Here is a 16860-nt window from a genome sequence, read left to right on the forward strand (position 1 = left end):
AGCCAAAATGCGCCGGTCCGACCGGTAGCGTGACTAAGCTGTGTTCTAGCTCACATCGAAAGCCCAACGAGGGAGCTATGAACATCTACCTACCCATCCTCGTACTCGGGGTGATCGCGGCGGCCTTCGCGGTCGGCTCGGTCGGTATCGCCGTGTTGATCGGCCCGCGCCGCTACAACAGGGCCAAACTCGAGGCCTACGAGTGCGGTATCGAACCGCTGCTTCCTGCCGAGGACGCCAAGCTGGCCACGGGGCAGCGATTTCCGATCAAGTACTACCTGACGGCGATGCTGTTCATCGTCTTCGACATCGAGATCGTGTTCCTCTATCCCTGGGCGGTCTCATTCGACTCGCTGGGGATGTTCGCGCTGGTCGAGATGATCCTGTTCATGCTCACAGTGTTCGTCGCCTACGCCTATGTGTGGCGACGGGGAGGTCTGTCATGGGACTAGAGGAACAACTGCCCGGCGGAATCCTGCTCTCGACGGTGGAGAAGGTGGCCGGCTACGTCCGCAAAGGATCGTTGTGGCCGGCGACGTTCGGATTGGCGTGCTGCGCCATCGAGATGATGGCGACCGCGGGTCCGCGTTTCGATATCGCCCGGTTCGGAATGGAACGCTTCTCCGCCACTCCGCGGCAGGCCGATCTGATGATCGTGGCGGGCCGGGTGAGCCAGAAGATGGCACCGGTGCTGCGCCAGGTGTACGACCAGATGGCCGAACCGAAATGGGTACTGGCCATGGGCGTATGCGCGTCGTCGGGCGGCATGTTCAACAACTACGCGGTGGTGCAGGGTGTCGATCACATCGTGCCGGTGGACATCTACCTGCCGGGCTGTCCCCCGCGTCCGGAAATGCTGCTCAACGCAATCCTCAAGCTGCACGCCAAGATTGCCGAGATGCCGCTCGGGGTGAATCGGGCCGAGGCCATCGCCGCCGCCGAGCAGGCCGCCCTGGCCTCACGGCCCACGATCGAACTGACCGGGCTGCTGCGATGACGGACAAGCTGACCGACAAGGAGATCATCGGCGAGCGCCGGGGCATGTTCGGTGTGCAGGGCTCCGGTGACACCTCCGGATATGGTCGCCTGGTCCGGGAAGTCGCGCTGCCCGGCAGTTCACCACGTCCCTACGGCGGGTACTTCGACGACGTGGTCGACCGGCTGGCCGAAGCGTTGGGCCAGGAGATATTCGAGGCAGCGGTCGAGCGCGTCGTGGTGTTCCGCGACGAGCTGACGCTGGAGGTGCGTCGCGCTCACCTGATGGCGGTGGCGCAGACGCTGCGCGACGATCCCGGTCTGCGCTTCGAGCTGTGCCTGGGCGTGTCAGGGGTGCACTATCCCGACGAGCAGGATCGGGAATTGCACGCGGTCTATCCGCTCATGTCGATCACCCACAACCGCCGGATTCGCCTCGAAGTCGCCGCACCCGATGCCGATCCCCATGTGCCGTCGCTCTTTTCGGTATATCCGACCACCGACTGGCACGAACGGGAGACCTACGACTTCTTCGGCATCATCTTCGACGGCCATCCCGCACTGACCAGGATCGAGATGCCCGACGACTGGGTCGGCCATCCTCAGCGCAAGGACTACCCACTGGGTGGAATCCCGGTGGAGTATCACGGCGCCGAGATCCCGCCGCCCGATCAGCGGAGGTCCTACAACTGATGACGCTGCAGGGCAACATTCCCACCATCCCGCCCGACGGGCCGCCCGTCGTCGTGGTCGGCGGTCAGGACTGGGATGCGGTCGTGGCCGCCGCCCGGGAGCACGCCGGGGAACGCATCGTCGTCAACATGGGTCCGCAGCACCCGTCGACGCACGGGGTGTTACGTCTGATCCTGGAGATCGAAGGAGAGACGATCACCGAGGCCCGGTGCGGAATCGGCTACCTGCACACCGGCATCGAGAAGAACCTCGAGTTCCGCACCTGGACGCAGGGCGTGACCTTCGTGACCCGGATGGACTACCTGTCCCCCTTCTTCAACGAGACGGCCTACTGCCTCGGCGTGGAGAAGCTGCTCGATGTCACCGACGACATCCCGGAGCGAGCCACCGTCATCCGGGTACTGCTGATGGAGCTCAACCGCATCTCCAGTCATCTGGTGGCACTGGCCACCGGGGGGATGGAACTGGGTGCCATGTCAGCGATGTTCTTCGGGTTCCGCGGCCGCGAATCCATCCTCTCCATGTTCGAGACCATCACCGGCCTGCGGATGAACAACGCGTTCATCCGGCCCGGCGGGCTGGCGGCCGATCTTCCGGACGAGGCCATGCCCCAGCTGCGCGACCTGCTCAAGGACCTGCCGGGGCAACTGCGCGAAATGGAAAAACTGCTGCGCGACAACTACATCTGGAAGGCCCGCACCGAAGGGATCGGGTACCTCGATCTGACCGGCTGCATGGCACTGGGCATCACCGGGCCGGTGCTGCGCTCCACGGGTCTGCCCCACGATCTGCGCAAGGCCCAACCGTACTGCGGCTACGAAACCTACGACTTCGACGTGTGCACCGCAGACGGCTGTGATGCCTTGGGCCGCTACCTGATCCGGGTCGACGAGATGAAGGAGTCGCTGAAGATCGTCGAGCAGTGCGTGGACCGATTGCGGCCGGGCCCGGTGATGTTGACCGACAAGAAACTTGCCTGGCCGGCCGATCTGAAGGTCGGCCCCGACGGGCTGGGCAACTCCCCAGATCACATCGCGAAGATCATGGGTACCTCGATGGAGGCGTTGATCCACCATTTCAAGCTGGTCACCGAGGGCATCCGGGTGCCGGCCGGCCAGGTGTACGTCGCGGTCGAATCCCCGCGCGGGGAACTGGGTGTGCACATCGTCAGCGATGGCGGCACCAGGCCGTACCGCGTGCATTACCGCGACCCGTCGTTCACCAATCTGCAAGCAGTGGCGGCGATGTGCGAGGGCGGCATGGTCGCCGACGCGATCTCGGCGGTCGCGTCGATCGACCCGGTCATGGGAGGCGTGGACAGGTGAGTGCCAGGTGAGCGCCATCGATTTGCGACTGGGCCAGCGGCCCGATGAGGCCGGTCCCCCGATATCGGCGGGGCCGCAATCCTATTCGGCCGAGGTGATCAGCCGCCTGGGCGCCGACGCCGAGCAGATCATCGCCCGATACCCGCATCCGCGCTCCGCCCTGCTGCCGCTGCTGCACCTGGTCCAGGCGCAGGACGGCTACCTGACGCCGGCCGGCGTCCGGTTCTGCGCTGAGCAATTGGCGCTCAGCCCGGCCGAGGTGACCGCGGTCGCCACCTTCTACTCGATGTACCGGCGTAACCCGACCGGGGACTATCTGGTCGGGGTGTGCACCAACACGCTGTGTGCCGTCATGGGCGGCGACGCGCTGCTGGAGATCCTGCAGGAACACCTCGGCGTGCACGCCGGCGAGACCACCGCCGACGGGTCGATCACCCTGGAACACATCGAATGCAATGCCGCCTGCGACTTCGCGCCGGTGGTGATGGTGAACTGGGAGTTCTTCGACAACCAAACCCCCTCTTCGGTAAGGGAACTGGTCGACGATCTACGCGCGGGGCAGCCGGTCACGCCCAGCCGTGGCGCGACGCTGTGCACCTTCCGCGAGACCGCGCGGATCCTGGCCGGTGTCGAGGACACGGCCGCCGGCGCCCCCGACACCTCACCACCGGGCGCGGCGACACTCGCCGGGCTGCGGGCCGCCAGGGGTGAGCGATGACCGACCTGACGCCGGTGCTGAGCAGCTATTGGGATGCTCCGCAATCCTGGACGCTGCACACCTATCTGCGTCACGACGGGTACCAGGCGCTCGACGCGGCCCTGGACATGGAGCCCGACGCGGTCATCGCACTGGTCAAGGAGTCCGGATTGCGCGGCCGCGGCGGTGCCGGCTTCCCGACCGGACAGAAGTGGTCGTTCATCAACCAGTCCGACCCCAAGCCGCACTATCTGGTGATCAACGCCGACGAATCCGAACCCGGTACCTGCAAAGACATTCCGCTGATGATGGCCACCCCGCACGTGCTCGTCGAGGGTGCGATCATCGCCTCGTACGCGATCCGGGCCCGGCACGCCTTCATCTACGTGCGCGGCGAGGTGGTGCCCGTGTTACGGCGGTTGCGCGCCGCGGTCGCCGAAGCGTACGAGGCCGGGTATCTGGGCCGCGACATCCTGGGGTCGGGTTTCGATCTGGACCTGGTGGTGCACGCCGGGGCCGGGGCCTACATCTGCGGTGAGGAGACCGCGCTGCTGGACTCCCTGGAGGGCCGCCGCGGGCAGCCGCGACTTCGGCCGCCGTTCCCGGCCGTGGCCGGGCTGTACGCCTGCCCGACGGTGGTCAACAACGTGGAGTCCATTGCCAGCGTGCCGCCGATCGTGCGCCGCGGGGTGGACTGGTTCAAGTCGATGGGCTCGGAGAAGTCGCCGGGATTCACGCTGTACTCGCTGTCCGGTCATGTCACCCGGCCGGGCCAGTACGAGGCTCCGCTGGGCATCACGCTACGAGAACTGCTCGACTACGCCGGTGGGGTCCGGGCCGGGCACCAGCTGAAGTTCTGGACGCCGGGCGGCTCCTCGACCCCGATGCTGACCCCCGAACACCTCGACGTCCCACTGGATTACGAGGGAGTCGGTGGCGCCGGGTCGATGCTGGGCACCAAGGCACTGCAGATCTTCGACGAGACCACCTGTGTGGTGCGCGCGGTGCGCAGATGGACCCAGTTCTACGCGCACGAGTCCTGCGGCAAGTGCACGCCGTGCCGGGAGGGCACCTACTGGCTGAGCCAGATCTTCGAGCGGCTGGAGACGGGGGCGGGCAACCGGACCGACATCGACACCCTGCTGGACATCTCCGACGCCATCCTGGGCAAGTCGTTCTGCGCCCTGGGCGACGGTGCCGCCAGCCCGATCATCTCGTCCATCAAGTATTTCCGCGACGAGTACGAGGCACATCTGGGCAACGGATGCCCGTTCGACCCGTATGCCTCGACAGTGTTCGCGACGGAAGGGGCAGGGGTATGACGTTGGCCGAACCGGCTGGGCCGCTTGGCGATACCGCACCCGTGGACATGGTGACGCTGACCATCGACGACCACCAGATCAGCGTGCCCAAGGGCACGCTGGTGATCCGGGCTGCCGAGCTGATGGGTATCCAGATCCCACGGTTCTGCGACCATCCGTTGCTGGACCCGGTCGGCGCGTGCCGGCAGTGCCTGGTCGAGGTGGAGGGGCAACGCAAACCGCTCGCCTCGTGCACCACGACCGTCACCCCGGATATGGTGGTGCGTACCCAGCTGACCTCCCCCACCGCCGACAAGGCCCAGCACGGGGTGATGGAGCTGCTGCTGATCAATCACCCGCTGGACTGCCCGGTCTGCGACAAGGGTGGCGAATGCCCCTTACAGAACCAGGCGATGTCCAACGGCCGCACCGACTCCCGGTTCACCGATGTCAAACGCACCTACCCCAAGCCGATCAACCTGTCCGCGCAGGTGCTGCTGGACCGCGAGCGCTGCGTGCTGTGCGCGCGCTGCACCCGGTTCTCCGATCAGATCGCCGGAGACCCCTTCATCGAGTTACTGGAACGCGGTGCGCTGCAGCAGGTCGGCATCGCGGACGAGAGCCCGTTCGATTCGTACTTCTCCGGCAACACCGTGCAGATCTGTCCCGTCGGTGCGCTGACCGGCACCGCCTACCGGTTCCGCGCCCGCCCGTTCGACCTGGTGTCCTCGCCGAGCGCATGTGAGCACTGCGCCTCGGGCTGCGCCCAGCGCACCGATCACCGGCGCGGAAAGGTGTTGCGGCGGCTGGCCGGCGACGATCCCGAGGTCAACGAGGAATGGAACTGCGACAAGGGTCGGTGGGCGTTCGCCTACGCCACCCAGGGCGACCGGATCACCACCCCGCTGCTGCGCGACCCCGACGGAACACAACGGCCCGCCTCCTGGTCGGAAGCGGTGGCCGTGGCCCTGCGGGGTCTGACCGCGGGCAGGGCCGGGGTACTGACCGGTGGCCGCCTGACCCTCGAAGACGCCTACGGGTACGCCAAATTCGCCCGGATCATGCTGGGCACCAACGATATCGACTTCCGGGCCAGGGCCGGCTCGCAGGAGGAGCTGCACTTCCTGGCGCACGCCGTGGCCGGTCAGCCGTTCGCGGTGACCTACGCCGACCTGGAGACCGCACCCACAGTCCTGCTGGCCGGGCTGGAGCCCGAAGAGGAATCCCCCATCGTGTTCCTGCGGCTGCGCAAGGCGGCCCGCAAGCACGGGCTGCCGGTCCTCTCCGTGGCCCCCTTCGCCACCCGCGGGCTGACGAAGTTGGGCGGCCGGCTGGTCAGCGCCGCACCGGGCGGCGAAGCCGCGGCGCTGGACGGACTGCGCGCCGAGCTCCCCTCGGGCAGCATCATCCTGGTCGGTGAGCGGCTGGCCACCTCACCGGGTGCCTACACCGCAGCGGTCCGGCTGGCGGATGCGACCGGCGCCCGGATCGGCTGGGTGCCCAGGCGCGCCGGCGACCGGGGCGCACTGGAAGCCGGTGCGGCACCGAACCTGTTGCCCGGCGGACGGCCGGTCACCGACCCGGCCGCCCGCGCGGAAGTGGTCGCAAGCTGGAATGTCGAAGAGCTGCCGGAGCAGCCGGGCCGCGACACCGCGGGCATCCTGGCTGCCGCGGCCGCCGGCGACCTGGCCGCCCTGCTGATCGGCGGGGTGGACGTCGACGACCTGCCCGACCCGGCCGCCGCACTGGCCGCCGTCGAGGCCGCGGGTTTCGTGGTCAGCCTCGAGTTGCGCCACAGCGCGATCACCGAGCGCGCCGACGTGGTGTTCCCGGTCGCACCCGTGACCGAGAAGAGCGGCGCCTTCGTGAACTGGGAGGGCCGTCCCCGCCTGTTCGACGGTGCCCTGCCCCCGGCGGCGACCAGCGATATGCGGGTGCTGGCCGCGCTGGCCGACGAGGTGGGCGTCGACCTCGGCCTCACCGACGCGCCCCGGGTGCGCGCCGAGCTGGCCCGCCTCGGCGGGTGGCAGGGCAAGTCGGCCCCCGCACCGGATATCGCCCCGGCCCCCCGGGTGGCCGGCCCGGGCCAGGCCGTGCTCTCCTCGTGGCGGATGCTGCTCGATGCCGGCCGGCTACAGGACGGGGAACCGTACCTGGCCGGTACCGCCCGCCCGGTGGTGGCCAGGCTGTCGGCGGGCACCGCCGCCGAAACCGGTTGCACCGACACGGTTCGGATCAGCACCGACCGGGGATCGATCACCGTTGCCCTGGAGATCACCGAGATGCCGGACCGGGTGGTGTGGCTACCGCTGAACTCGGCCGGGTCGGCGGTGCATTCGACGCTGGGCGCCGGCGTCGGCGACATCGTGCGGATCGAGCCGCTATGAACACCCCGGATCTGACCTCATTCGGCCACGACCCATGGTGGCTGGTGATCGCGAAAGCGCTCGGCATCTTCGTCTTCCTGCTACTCACCGTGCTGGTGGCCATCCTGGTGGAACGGAAAGTGCTGGGCCGCATGCAGATGCGGTTCGGCCCCAACCGGGTCGGCCCGTTCGGGCTGTTGCAGAGCCTGGCCGACGGCGTCAAACTCGCGCTCAAAGAGGGGCTCATCCCGGCCGCGGTCGACAAGCCGATCTACCTGCTGGCCCCGGTACTGGCGGTGATCCCCGCGATCATGGCGTTCGCCGTCATCCCGATGGGCGGTTATGTATCGGTGTTCGGGCACACCACACCGTTACAGCTGACCGACCTGCCGGTGGCGGTGCTCTACGTGCTGGCGGTCACCTCCATCGGGGTGTACGGCATCGTGCTGGCCGGCTGGGCTTCTGGCTCGACCTACCCGCTGCTGGGTGGTCTGCGTTCCAGCGCCCAGGTGATCTCCTACGAGATCGCGATGGCACTGTCCTTCGCCGCGGTGTTCCTGTACGCGGGCACCATGTCGACCTCGGGCATCGTCGCCGCCCAGCACGACACCTGGTACGTCTTCCTGCTTCTGCCGTCGTTCCTGGTCTACCTCACCTCGATGGTCGGCGAGACCAACCGGGCGCCCTTCGACCTGCCGGAAGCCGAAGGTGAACTGGTGGGCGGGTTCCACACCGAGTACTCGTCGCTGAAGTTCGCGATATTCATGCTCGCCGAATACGTCAACATGACCACGGTGTCGGCCCTGGCCACCACGATGTTCCTCGGTGGCTGGCACGCACCGTTCCCCTTCAACATGATCGACGGCGCGAACTCCGGGTGGTGGCCACTGCTGTGGTTCGTCGCGAAGGTGTGGACCTTCCTGTTCTTCTACATCTGGCTGCGTGCCACCTTGCCCAGGCTGCGCTACGACCAGTTCATGGCGCTGGGCTGGAAGATCCTCATCCCGCTGTCCCTGGGCTGGATCGTCGTCGTCGCCGTCACCCACGAGTTGCGGGCCCAGGGCTCTCCGTCGTGGATGACCGCGGTGGTCAGCGTCGGCGTCATCGCGGCCGCCGCCCTGCTTCTACTGGTGTGGAATGCGCTGCGGCACAACATCGCGGCGCCGACTCCACCCCCTGACACCGGGGCCTTCCCGGTGCCGCCGCTACCGCACAAGGAGGCCGCAGATGTCTAAGGTCGGCGATGCACTGGCCGGGTTCGGTGTCACCTTCAAGACGATGTTCACCAAGCCGATCACCGAGCAGTACCCCGAACATCCCGGTCCGGTGGCAGCGCGCTATCACGGCCGCCACCAGCTCAACAGGTATGCCGACGGCCTGGAGAAATGCATCGGCTGCGAACTGTGCGCATGGGCGTGCCCGGCCGATGCGATCTTCGTCGAAGGCGCGGACAACACCGAGGGACAACGCTTCTCACCCGGCGAGCGGTACGGACGGGTGTACCAGATCAACTACCTGCGCTGTATCGGGTGTGGGTTGTGCATCGAGGCCTGCCCCACCCGGGCGCTGACCATGACCAACGACTACGAGATGGCCGATGACAACCGTGCCGACCTGATCTACGGCAAGGACAAACTGCTGGCCCCACTCACACCCGAGATGACCGTCCCGCCGCACGAGATGGCGCCCGGCAGCACCGACGAGGACTACTACCGCGGCAACATCACCGCGACAGGCCTCGGCATTCCGAAGGTCCCGGCCCGATGAACGCGACGGTACTCGCCGAGGGCCTGGCGCAGACCTCGACCACCGAGGCCGTCACCTTCTGGATCGTCGGCACCCTGGCCGTCCTCGGTGCGATCGGGGTGGTGACCGCCACCAAAGCGGTGTACTCGGCACTGTTCCTGGCGATCACGATGATCAACCTCGCGGTGCTCTATATCGCGCAGGACGCCGTGTTCCTCGGGATCGTCCAGGTTGTCGTCTACACCGGTGCGGTGATGATGCTGTTCCTGTTCGTGCTCATGCTGATCGGCGTCGACACCTCGGAGTCGCTGGTGGAAACCATTCGCGGGCAACGAGTTGCGGCCATCGTGGCCGGTATCGGCTTCGGGGTACTGCTGATCGGCGGGATCGGCAACGTCGCGGTGAACGGATTCACGGGGCTCGATGCCGCGAACCGGGGCGGCAATGTCGAGGGCCTGGCCGCACTGATCTTCACCCGCTATGTCTGGGCGTTCGAGCTCACCAGCGCGCTGCTGATCACCGCCACCCTGGGCGCGATGGTACTGGCGCACCGGGAACGGTTCGACCGCCGCAAAACCCAGCGCGAGCTGGCGATCGAGCGGTTCGGGCCGGGCGGTTATCCGACCACACTGCCCAGCCCCGGGGTGTACGCGCGGCACAACGCCGTGGATGTCCCGGCCCGGCTACCCGACGGCACCGCGGCCCGGACGTCGGTCAGCACCATCCTGGTTCCGCGGGACGGGAGCAAGTGATGAATCCCGCGAACTATCTGTACCTGTCGGCCCTGCTGTTCACCATCGGCGCCACCGGGGTGCTGTTGCGTCGCAACGCGATCGTCATGTTCATGTGCGTCGAACTGATGCTCAACGCGGCGAACCTGGCCTTCGTCACCCTCTCCCGGATGCACGGTCACCTCGACGGGCAGGTGGTGGCGTTTTTCACCATGGTGGTCGCCGCGTGTGAGGTGGTGGTGGGCCTGGCCATCATCATGACGATCTTCCGGGCCCGGCGATCGGCGTCCGTGGACGCGGCCAGTCTGCTGAGGAACTGATGACCTGGCTGCTGATCGCCCTCCCCCTGGCCGGTGCGGCCGTGCTGCTGCTCGGGGGCAGGGCCACCGACAGCTGGGGTCACCTGCTGGGTTGCGCGACGGTCCTGGCGTCATTCCTCGTGGGCGTGGTGCTGTTCGCCGATCTGCTCGGCCGCGATGCCGATGACCGGGTGATCCAGCAGACCCTGTTCTCCTGGGTACCGGTCGGGGCACTGCACGTCGACTTCGGTCTGCAAGTCGACGCGCTGTCCATCTGTTTCGTGCTGCTGATCACCGGGGTGGGTTCGCTGATCCACCTGTACTCCATCGGCTACATGAGCCACGATCCTGATCGTAGAAGGTCTTTCGCCTACCTGAATCTGTTCGTCGCGGCGATGCTGCTGCTGGTCCTGGCCGACAACTACCTGGGCCTGTACATGGGGTGGGAAGGTGTCGGCTTGGCGTCCTACCTGCTGATCGGGTTCTGGTCGTACAAGCCGGCGGCGGCAACCGCGGCCAAGAAGGCGTTCATCGTCAACCGGGTCGGCGACATGGGCCTGGCGCTGGCGCTGATGGTGATGTTCAGTACGGCCGGAACCGTCTCGTACGCCGGCCTTTTCGGGGCGGCACCGGGATTGTCCGAGGGTTCGCTGAACACGATCGGACTCCTGCTGCTGCTCGCCGCGTGCGGTAAGTCCGCACAGGTGCCGCTGCAGTCCTGGTTGGGTGACGCGATGGAAGGCCCGACGCCGGTGTCGGCGCTCATCCATGCCGCGACCATGGTCACCGCGGGCGTCTATCTGATCGTGCGATCCGGGCCGGTGTTCAACCTCGCCCCCCACGCTCAGCTGGCCGTCACGGTCGTCGGCGCGGTCACCTTGCTGTTCGGCGCGATCATCGGGTGCGCGAAGGACGACATCAAGAAAGCCCTTGCCGCCTCGACGATGTCGCAGATCGGCTACATGGTGCTGGCCGCCGGGCTGGGCCCGGCCGGCTACGCGGTGGCGATCATGCATCTGCTCACGCACGGCTTCTTCAAGGCCGGGTTGTTCCTCGGCGCCGGGTCCGTGATGCACGGTATGAACGACGAAACCGATATGCGCCGCTACGGCGGTCTCCGCACGTACATGCCGGTGACGTTCGTGACGTTCGGGCTGGGGTACCTGGCGATCATCGGGGTGCCGCCGTTCGCCGGCTTCTTCTCCAAGGACGCCATCATCGAGACGGCGTTCGCCACCGGCGGGGCACGCGGATGGCTGCTGGGCGGCGCGGCACTGCTGGGTGCGGGTATCACCGCGTTCTATATGACCCGGGTGATGCTGATGACGTTCTTCGGCGAAAAGCGTTGGGACGGGCACGAGCAACATCCCCACGAATCCCCCGGCATCATGACCGCCCCGATGATCGTGCTGGCCATCGGCTCCGTCGGCGCCGGTGCGCTCCTGGCCATCGGCGGCACCCTGGCGCACTGGCTGGAACCGGTGGTCGGCAGCCACGAAGCCCACGGTGCCGTCCCGGTGTGGGTCATGACCGTGGTGACCCTGTCGGTGGTCGCGATCGGTGTCGGTGTCGCCTACCGGATGTACGTAAAGCGCCCGGTACCCGACACCGCGCCGCAGGGCTCGGCATTGACCGATGCGGCGCGCGCCGATCTGTACGGCGACCGGTTCAACGAATCGGTGTTCATGCGGCCTGGCCGGCAGCTCACCGCGGGTCTGGTCGAGATCGACGATGACGCCGTCGACGGGGTGACCCGCGGCCTGGCCGGACTGATCGGTGATGCCTCCCGGCGAATGCGGTCCTGGCAGACCGGATTCGCCCGGTCCTACGCCCTGTCCATGCTCGGCGGTGCGGCCCTGGTGATCGGAGCGTTCCTGGTGGTGAGGATCTGGTGACCGGCATCGGCTGGTTGAGCGCGCTGTGGGCGGTGCCGATCGTCGGCGCCGCGGTGGTGATCCTGTTGCCCGCCAAGCAGATCGCACGCTATGTGGCGCTGGCGGTGTCGTGTGCGGTGCTGGCCATCGCGCTCGTGCTCGCGGTGCGGTTCGACCCGGCGGGACCGCAGTTCCAGTTCGTCGAGGACCACCAGTGGATTCCGACCTTCGGCACCGGCTATATCCTCGGCGTCGACGGGATCGCGCTGGCCCTGGTGGTGCTGACCGCGGTGTTGGTGCCGCTGCTGTTGATCGCGGGCTGGAACACCGGGGCCGCCGCAGCGACGGGAGAATCACCTGCCGGGGACCAGACCCGCTTCGGGATACGTTCCATCCAGAGTTATCTGGCACTGACCCTCGCTGTCGAAGGTATGGTGCTGATCTCACTGGTCGCCCTCGACGTGCTGCTGTTCTACGTGTTCTTCGAGGCCATGCTCATCCCGATGTACTTCCTGATCGGCGGGTTCGGTGGCGCCGGCAGAAGCGCCGCGGCGGTGAAATTCCTGCTGTACAACCTGTTCGGCGGGCTCATCATGCTGGCCGGGGTGATCGGACTGTACGTGGTGACCACCGACACCCTCGGAGGGACGTTCGACTTCCGGGCCATCGTCGGTGCGGTCTCCCGCGGCGAACTCGGCGCGAGCCCCGCCGTGCTCAATGCCCTGTTCCTCGGATTCATGTTCGCCTTCGCGGTGAAGGCCCCGCTGTGGCCGTTCCACCGCTGGCTGCCGGACGCCGCCGTCGAGGCCACCCCGGCGACGGCGGTGCTGATGATGGCCGTCGTCGACAAGGTCGGCACCTTCGGCATGCTGCGGTACTGCCTACAACTGTTCCCCGACGCGTCCATGACGTTCCGGCCGTTGATCATCACCCTCGCCGTGATCGGCATCGTCTACGGCGCCGTCGTGGCGATCGGTCAGACCGATGTCATGCGGCTGATCGCCTACACGTCGATCTCCCACTTCGGGTTCATCATCCTGGGTATCTTCGTGATGACCAGCCAGGGCCAGTCCGGGTCCACGCTCTACATGGTCAACCACGGCATCTCCACGGCGGCACTGTTCCTCATCGCCGGATTCCTGGTGTCGCGCCGGGGTTCGCGGCTCATCGCCGACTTCGGCGGTGTGCAGAAGGTGGCCCCGGTGCTGGCCGGAACATTCCTGGTCGCCGGACTGGCCACCCTGTCGCTACCCGGGCTGGCGCCGTTCATCTCCGAATTCCTGGTGCTGATCGGCACATTCACCCGATATCCGGCGATCGCGGTGTTCGCGGTGAGTGCACTGGTGTTGTCCGCGATCTACATCCTGTGGGCGTACCAGCGGATGATGACGGGACCGGTGAAGGACGGCAACGAGCGGTTGCGCGATCTGGTACCGCGGGAACTGATCGTGGTGGCGCCGCTGATCGCGCTGCTGCTGGTGCTGGGTATCTACCCGAAACCCGCACTGGATGTCATCAATCCGGCTGTCGACCACACCCTGCGCACGATTCATCAGCAGGATCCCGTCCCGACCGCGGAGGGCTCGCACCGATGACACTGCCTGGTCCATTTCCCGTCGCTTCGCTCTCTCCGGCACCGTCCATCGAGTACTTCCAGCTGTCACCGATGCTGATCATGCTCGGGGTGGCGGTGGCCGGCGTTCTGGTGGAAGCGTTCCTGCCGCGCGGTGTCCGGTACGCCACCCAACTGGTGCTCGCCGTGGGCGGTCAACTGGCCGCGCTGGCGGCGGTGGTGCTGGTGACCTTGTCCCTCAACGGCGCGGGCGGCCCGGCGGCGGTCGGCGCTGTCGCGGTGGACCGACCGGCACTGTTCCTCCAGGGCACCCTGCTGCTCATCGGTATCCTCGGCACGCTTCTGATCGCCGAGCGGCGGATACCCACCGACGAGGGGCTCGGTCTGGACGCGTTCACCCCGCAAGCAGCGGCGGTTCCGGGCAGCGTCGCGGAGAAGATCGCCGCGAAAGCCGTGGTCGCCCAGACCGAGGTCTTCCCGCTCACGATGTTCGCCGTGGCAGGGATGATGTTGTTCCCGGCCGCCGACGACCTGCTGACCATGTTCGTCGCGCTCGAGGTGTTCTCCCTGCCGCTGTACCTGATGTGCGGGCTGGCACGCCGGCGACGGCTGCTGTCCCAGGAAGCCGCGCTGAAGTACTTTCTGCTGGGTGCGTTCTCGTCGGCGTTCTTCCTGTACGGGATCGCGATGCTGTACGGGTTCTCCGGCGGCTTCAGCCTCGGTGGGATCGCCGCCGCGGTGACCACCGGCGGGGACACCTCGATGGCGGTGGTCGGGGTGGCCCTGGTGTCGGTCGGGGTGTTGTTCAAAGTGGGTGCGGTGCCGTTTCATTCGTGGATTCCCGATGTCTATCAGGGCGCCCCGACGCCGGTGACGGCGTTCATGGCGGCGGCCACCAAGATCGCCGCGTTCGGGGCGATGTTACGGATCTTCTATGTGGCGCTGCCCGGCCTGGCGCATGACTGGCGTCCAGTGCTGTGGGTCATCGCCATCCTCACCATGGCAGTCGGCACCATCACCGCCATCTCACAGAGCGATGTCAAGCGGATGCTGGCGTATTCCTCGGTGGCGCATGCCGGGTTCATCCTCACCGGGGTGATCGCCCTCAACGGTGCCGGACTGTCGGCGACACTGTTCTATCTGTTCGCCTACGGTTTCAGCACCTTGGGCGCGTTCGCGCTCGCCGGCCTGGTACGCAACGCCGACGGTGAGGAGGCCACCACGCTGTCCCAGTGGGCCGGGCTGGGCCGTCGTTACCCCCTGGTGAGCGTGGTCTTTTCGCTGTTTCTGCTGGCATTCGCGGGTATCCCGCTGACCAGTGGCTTCGTGGCCAAGTTCGCGGTGTTCAAGGCCGCCGCCGAGGGCGGAGCCGCTCCGCTGGTGATCGTCGGTGTGGTCGCCAGTGCCGTGGCAGCGTACTTCTACGTGCGCGTCATCGTGTTGATGTTCTTCACCGATCCACCCGAGAACCCACCCGTCGTGGTGGTCCCCAGCATGCTCAGCACGGCGACCGTGACCATCACCGCGGCCGTGACTTTCGCGCTCGGCGCGCTGCCCCAACCCCTGCTGGATCTGGTCAACGGCCAGCAGTTCACCGGTTGACGGCCTGGCGTACCTGCCCGGCGATCAGCTCGTACATGCCACGGGTGACCTCGGTGGCATCGCTCATGATGTTGTAGCCGTGGTCGACGGCGGGCACCTCGACATAGTCGGCGAGCGCACCGACCGCGTCCAGGTTCTTGGCGTAGGCGGCCGCCTCGTCGCGAAGCCGGTCGTACTCGCATGTGATCACCAAAGCCCGTGCAATACCGGCGATCTCGTCGGCGTTGTCACCCCACGCCGGCGAGGCCAGCGGATCGCGGCGGCGCTTCTGGTCGGGAATGTAAGCGGTATCGAACACCTCTCCCATCCACGGTTTCATGATGGCCTTGCCGCCCAGCGGCGACCGCTTGCGTCCCGTCGCCGTCACCAGGTCCAGTGGCGCATAGTGCAGCACCTGCAGCGCGATCGGCGGACCGCCGTGTGTCAGCGCCATCCGGGACACGGCCGCCGACAGATTGCCCCCTGCGCTCTGCCCACCCACACAGAGCCGGTCGCCCGCCTCCTGTGCCGCCGACCAGGACACCACGTCGTACAACTGCTCGGCGGGGGTCGGGAACCGGCAGTCGGGAGCGAGCAGATAGTCGGTGTTCACCACGGTGACGCCGGCGCGGGCCGCCAGGAAGCGGCACCATGGATCGTCCTGTTCCCGGTGCCCGACGACGAAGCCGCCGCCGTGGATGTTGACGTACACCCCGGCGGGCTCGCCGACCGGGTGGTAGATGGTTGCGGCGGTGTCACCGTGCCGGGTCGGGATGTCGGCCTCGGTGGTGCGCCCGGCGATGTCCGGGAACTGCACACCCGGTTTTGGGCTGGGGTTGACGACCCGGGAGAACAGCCGGGCCAGGGCATCGGCGATGAGAGGAGTCGACAAGATGGACACCGCATCGACCATACGCATTACGTTGCAGGGATGAGTGTCGTGCTGTCCTCCGACCACGGCGCCGTGCGGTTGCTGACCCTGAACCGCCCGGCGGCCAGGAATGCGCTGAGCCGTGATCTGATCCGGGCGCTGTACGCAGCGCTGACCTCCGCCGACGCCGACGACGCGGTGCGCGCGGTGGTGCTCACCGGGACCGATCCGGCGTTCTGCGCGGGGGTTGATCTCAAGGAAGCCGCGCGGGACGGGTTGACGTACTTCGAGGAATTCCGGTCGCAGAGTTGTATCACCGCAGTCCGGGAGATGCGCACCCCGATCATCGGGGCGATCAACGGCGCCACCTTCACCGGCGGGCTGGAGATTGCGCTCGGTTGCGACTTCCTAGTGGCGTCGCAGCGCGCGGTGTTCGCCGACACCCATGCCCGGGTGGGGATTCTGCCCGGCGGCGGGATGACCGCCCGGTTGCCTCAGGTGGTGGGCCTGTCGATGGCGCGGCGGCTGTCGATGACCGGTGAGGTGGTCGATGCGGCACGCGCCGAACGGATCGGATTGGTGACCGAGGTCGTCGAGCATGCGCAGTTGCTGAGCCGCGCATTGGAGCTGGCCGGCCAGGTCGCCGAGGTACCCGGCCCGATCATGCTGGGGCTCAAGCAGATCTATACCGAGGGCGCCGCAGCGGTGATCGACCCGGCACTCGAGGCCGAGGCCCGTATCGCGTATGCGCAGCACCGTGATCTCGACGGCCTGGGCGATCGGTTCGAGGCGGTGTCACGGCGCAACAGGAGTCAGATCACCTAGCGC

Annotated in this window: 16 protein-coding genes; 15 read left to right on the forward strand and 1 reads right to left on the reverse strand. The window is 67.1% G+C overall.

Annotated features, from left to right (window positions below):
- Positions 1 to 77 precede the first annotated feature (77 nt).
- Genes H7J86_RS06930 through nuoN form a run of 14 tightly spaced genes read left to right on the forward strand, consistent with a single transcriptional unit; the run spans position 78 to position 15182 of the window.
- Positions 78 to 452 carry an NADH-quinone oxidoreductase subunit A gene (locus tag H7J86_RS06930; RefSeq protein WP_090355434.1) on the forward strand — a complete coding sequence of 125 codons (375 nt, stop codon included), beginning with the start codon at positions 78 to 80 and terminating at the stop codon, positions 450 to 452.
- The gene (locus tag H7J86_RS06935; protein ID WP_090355436.1) at positions 443 to 997 is read left to right on the forward strand and encodes a NuoB/complex I 20 kDa subunit family protein; all 555 of its coding nucleotides are present in this window, start codon (positions 443 to 445) and stop codon (positions 995 to 997) included. Before H7J86_RS06930 ends, H7J86_RS06935 begins: the two co-directional genes overlap by 10 nt.
- Positions 994 to 1668 (forward strand): NADH-quinone oxidoreductase subunit C, encoded by a 675-nt coding sequence (locus H7J86_RS06940; RefSeq protein WP_267290098.1) that lies wholly within the window; start codon positions 994 to 996, stop codon positions 1666 to 1668. Before H7J86_RS06935 ends, H7J86_RS06940 begins: the two co-directional genes overlap by 4 nt.
- Positions 1668 to 2993, forward strand: coding sequence for an NADH dehydrogenase (quinone) subunit D (gene nuoD / locus H7J86_RS06945; protein ID WP_090355439.1), 1326 nt, complete (start codon positions 1668 to 1670; stop codon positions 2991 to 2993). Before H7J86_RS06940 ends, nuoD begins: the two co-directional genes overlap by 1 nt.
- Before the next feature lie 7 nt (positions 2994 to 3000).
- The gene (gene nuoE / locus H7J86_RS06950) at positions 3001 to 3711 is read left to right on the forward strand and encodes an NADH-quinone oxidoreductase subunit NuoE (protein ID WP_267290100.1); all 711 of its coding nucleotides are present in this window, start codon (positions 3001 to 3003) and stop codon (positions 3709 to 3711) included.
- Positions 3708 to 5012: an NADH-quinone oxidoreductase subunit NuoF gene (gene nuoF, locus H7J86_RS06955; protein ID WP_267290102.1), complete on the forward strand. Its 1305-nt coding sequence runs from the start codon at positions 3708 to 3710 to the stop codon at positions 5010 to 5012. Before nuoE ends, nuoF begins: the two co-directional genes overlap by 4 nt.
- A complete protein-coding gene (locus H7J86_RS06960) occupies positions 5009 to 7378 on the forward strand; it encodes an NADH-quinone oxidoreductase subunit G (RefSeq protein ID WP_267290104.1) in 2370 nt (789 codons plus the stop codon). The genes nuoF and H7J86_RS06960 overlap by 4 nt, the downstream gene beginning before the upstream one ends.
- Complete coding sequence (gene nuoH, locus H7J86_RS06965) at positions 7375 to 8592, forward strand: NADH-quinone oxidoreductase subunit NuoH (RefSeq protein WP_267290106.1); 1218 nt, start codon at positions 7375 to 7377, stop codon at positions 8590 to 8592. Before H7J86_RS06960 ends, nuoH begins: the two co-directional genes overlap by 4 nt.
- Complete coding sequence (gene nuoI, locus H7J86_RS06970) at positions 8585 to 9124, forward strand: NADH-quinone oxidoreductase subunit NuoI (protein ID WP_090355453.1); 540 nt, start codon at positions 8585 to 8587, stop codon at positions 9122 to 9124. The genes nuoH and nuoI overlap by 8 nt, the downstream gene beginning before the upstream one ends.
- Positions 9121 to 9855, forward strand: coding sequence for an NADH-quinone oxidoreductase subunit J (locus tag H7J86_RS06975; RefSeq protein ID WP_267290108.1), 735 nt, complete (start codon positions 9121 to 9123; stop codon positions 9853 to 9855). Before nuoI ends, H7J86_RS06975 begins: the two co-directional genes overlap by 4 nt.
- Positions 9855 to 10154, forward strand: a complete 300-nt coding sequence (gene nuoK, locus H7J86_RS06980; RefSeq protein ID WP_090356218.1) for an NADH-quinone oxidoreductase subunit NuoK — start codon at positions 9855 to 9857, stop codon at positions 10152 to 10154. The genes H7J86_RS06975 and nuoK overlap by 1 nt, the downstream gene beginning before the upstream one ends.
- Complete coding sequence (nuoL, locus tag H7J86_RS06985; RefSeq protein WP_267290110.1) at positions 10154 to 12028, forward strand: NADH-quinone oxidoreductase subunit L; 1875 nt, start codon at positions 10154 to 10156, stop codon at positions 12026 to 12028. The genes nuoK and nuoL overlap by 1 nt, the downstream gene beginning before the upstream one ends.
- Positions 12022 to 13602: an NADH-quinone oxidoreductase subunit M gene (locus tag H7J86_RS06990; RefSeq protein WP_276065129.1), complete on the forward strand. Its 1581-nt coding sequence runs from the start codon at positions 12022 to 12024 to the stop codon at positions 13600 to 13602. The genes nuoL and H7J86_RS06990 overlap by 7 nt, the downstream gene beginning before the upstream one ends.
- Positions 13599 to 15182: an NADH-quinone oxidoreductase subunit NuoN gene (nuoN, locus tag H7J86_RS06995; RefSeq protein ID WP_267290114.1), complete on the forward strand. Its 1584-nt coding sequence runs from the start codon at positions 13599 to 13601 to the stop codon at positions 15180 to 15182. The genes H7J86_RS06990 and nuoN overlap by 4 nt, the downstream gene beginning before the upstream one ends.
- On the opposite strand, the gene H7J86_RS07000 is transcribed toward nuoN, so the two are convergent.
- Positions 15172 to 16062 (reverse strand): alpha/beta hydrolase, encoded by an 891-nt coding sequence (locus tag H7J86_RS07000; protein WP_267290116.1) that lies wholly within the window; start codon positions 16060 to 16062, stop codon positions 15172 to 15174. The genes nuoN and H7J86_RS07000 overlap by 11 nt on opposite strands.
- A 30-nt stretch (positions 16063 to 16092) precedes the next feature.
- On the opposite strand from H7J86_RS07000, the gene H7J86_RS07005 reads away from it, so the two are divergent.
- Positions 16093 to 16857: an enoyl-CoA hydratase gene (locus H7J86_RS07005; RefSeq protein ID WP_187098711.1), complete on the forward strand. Its 765-nt coding sequence runs from the start codon at positions 16093 to 16095 to the stop codon at positions 16855 to 16857.
- Positions 16858 to 16860 lie beyond the last annotated feature (3 nt).

The organism is Mycobacterium hackensackense (assembly GCF_025822555.1).
GTDB lineage: Bacteria > Actinomycetota > Actinomycetes > Mycobacteriales > Mycobacteriaceae > Mycobacterium > Mycobacterium fluoranthenivorans.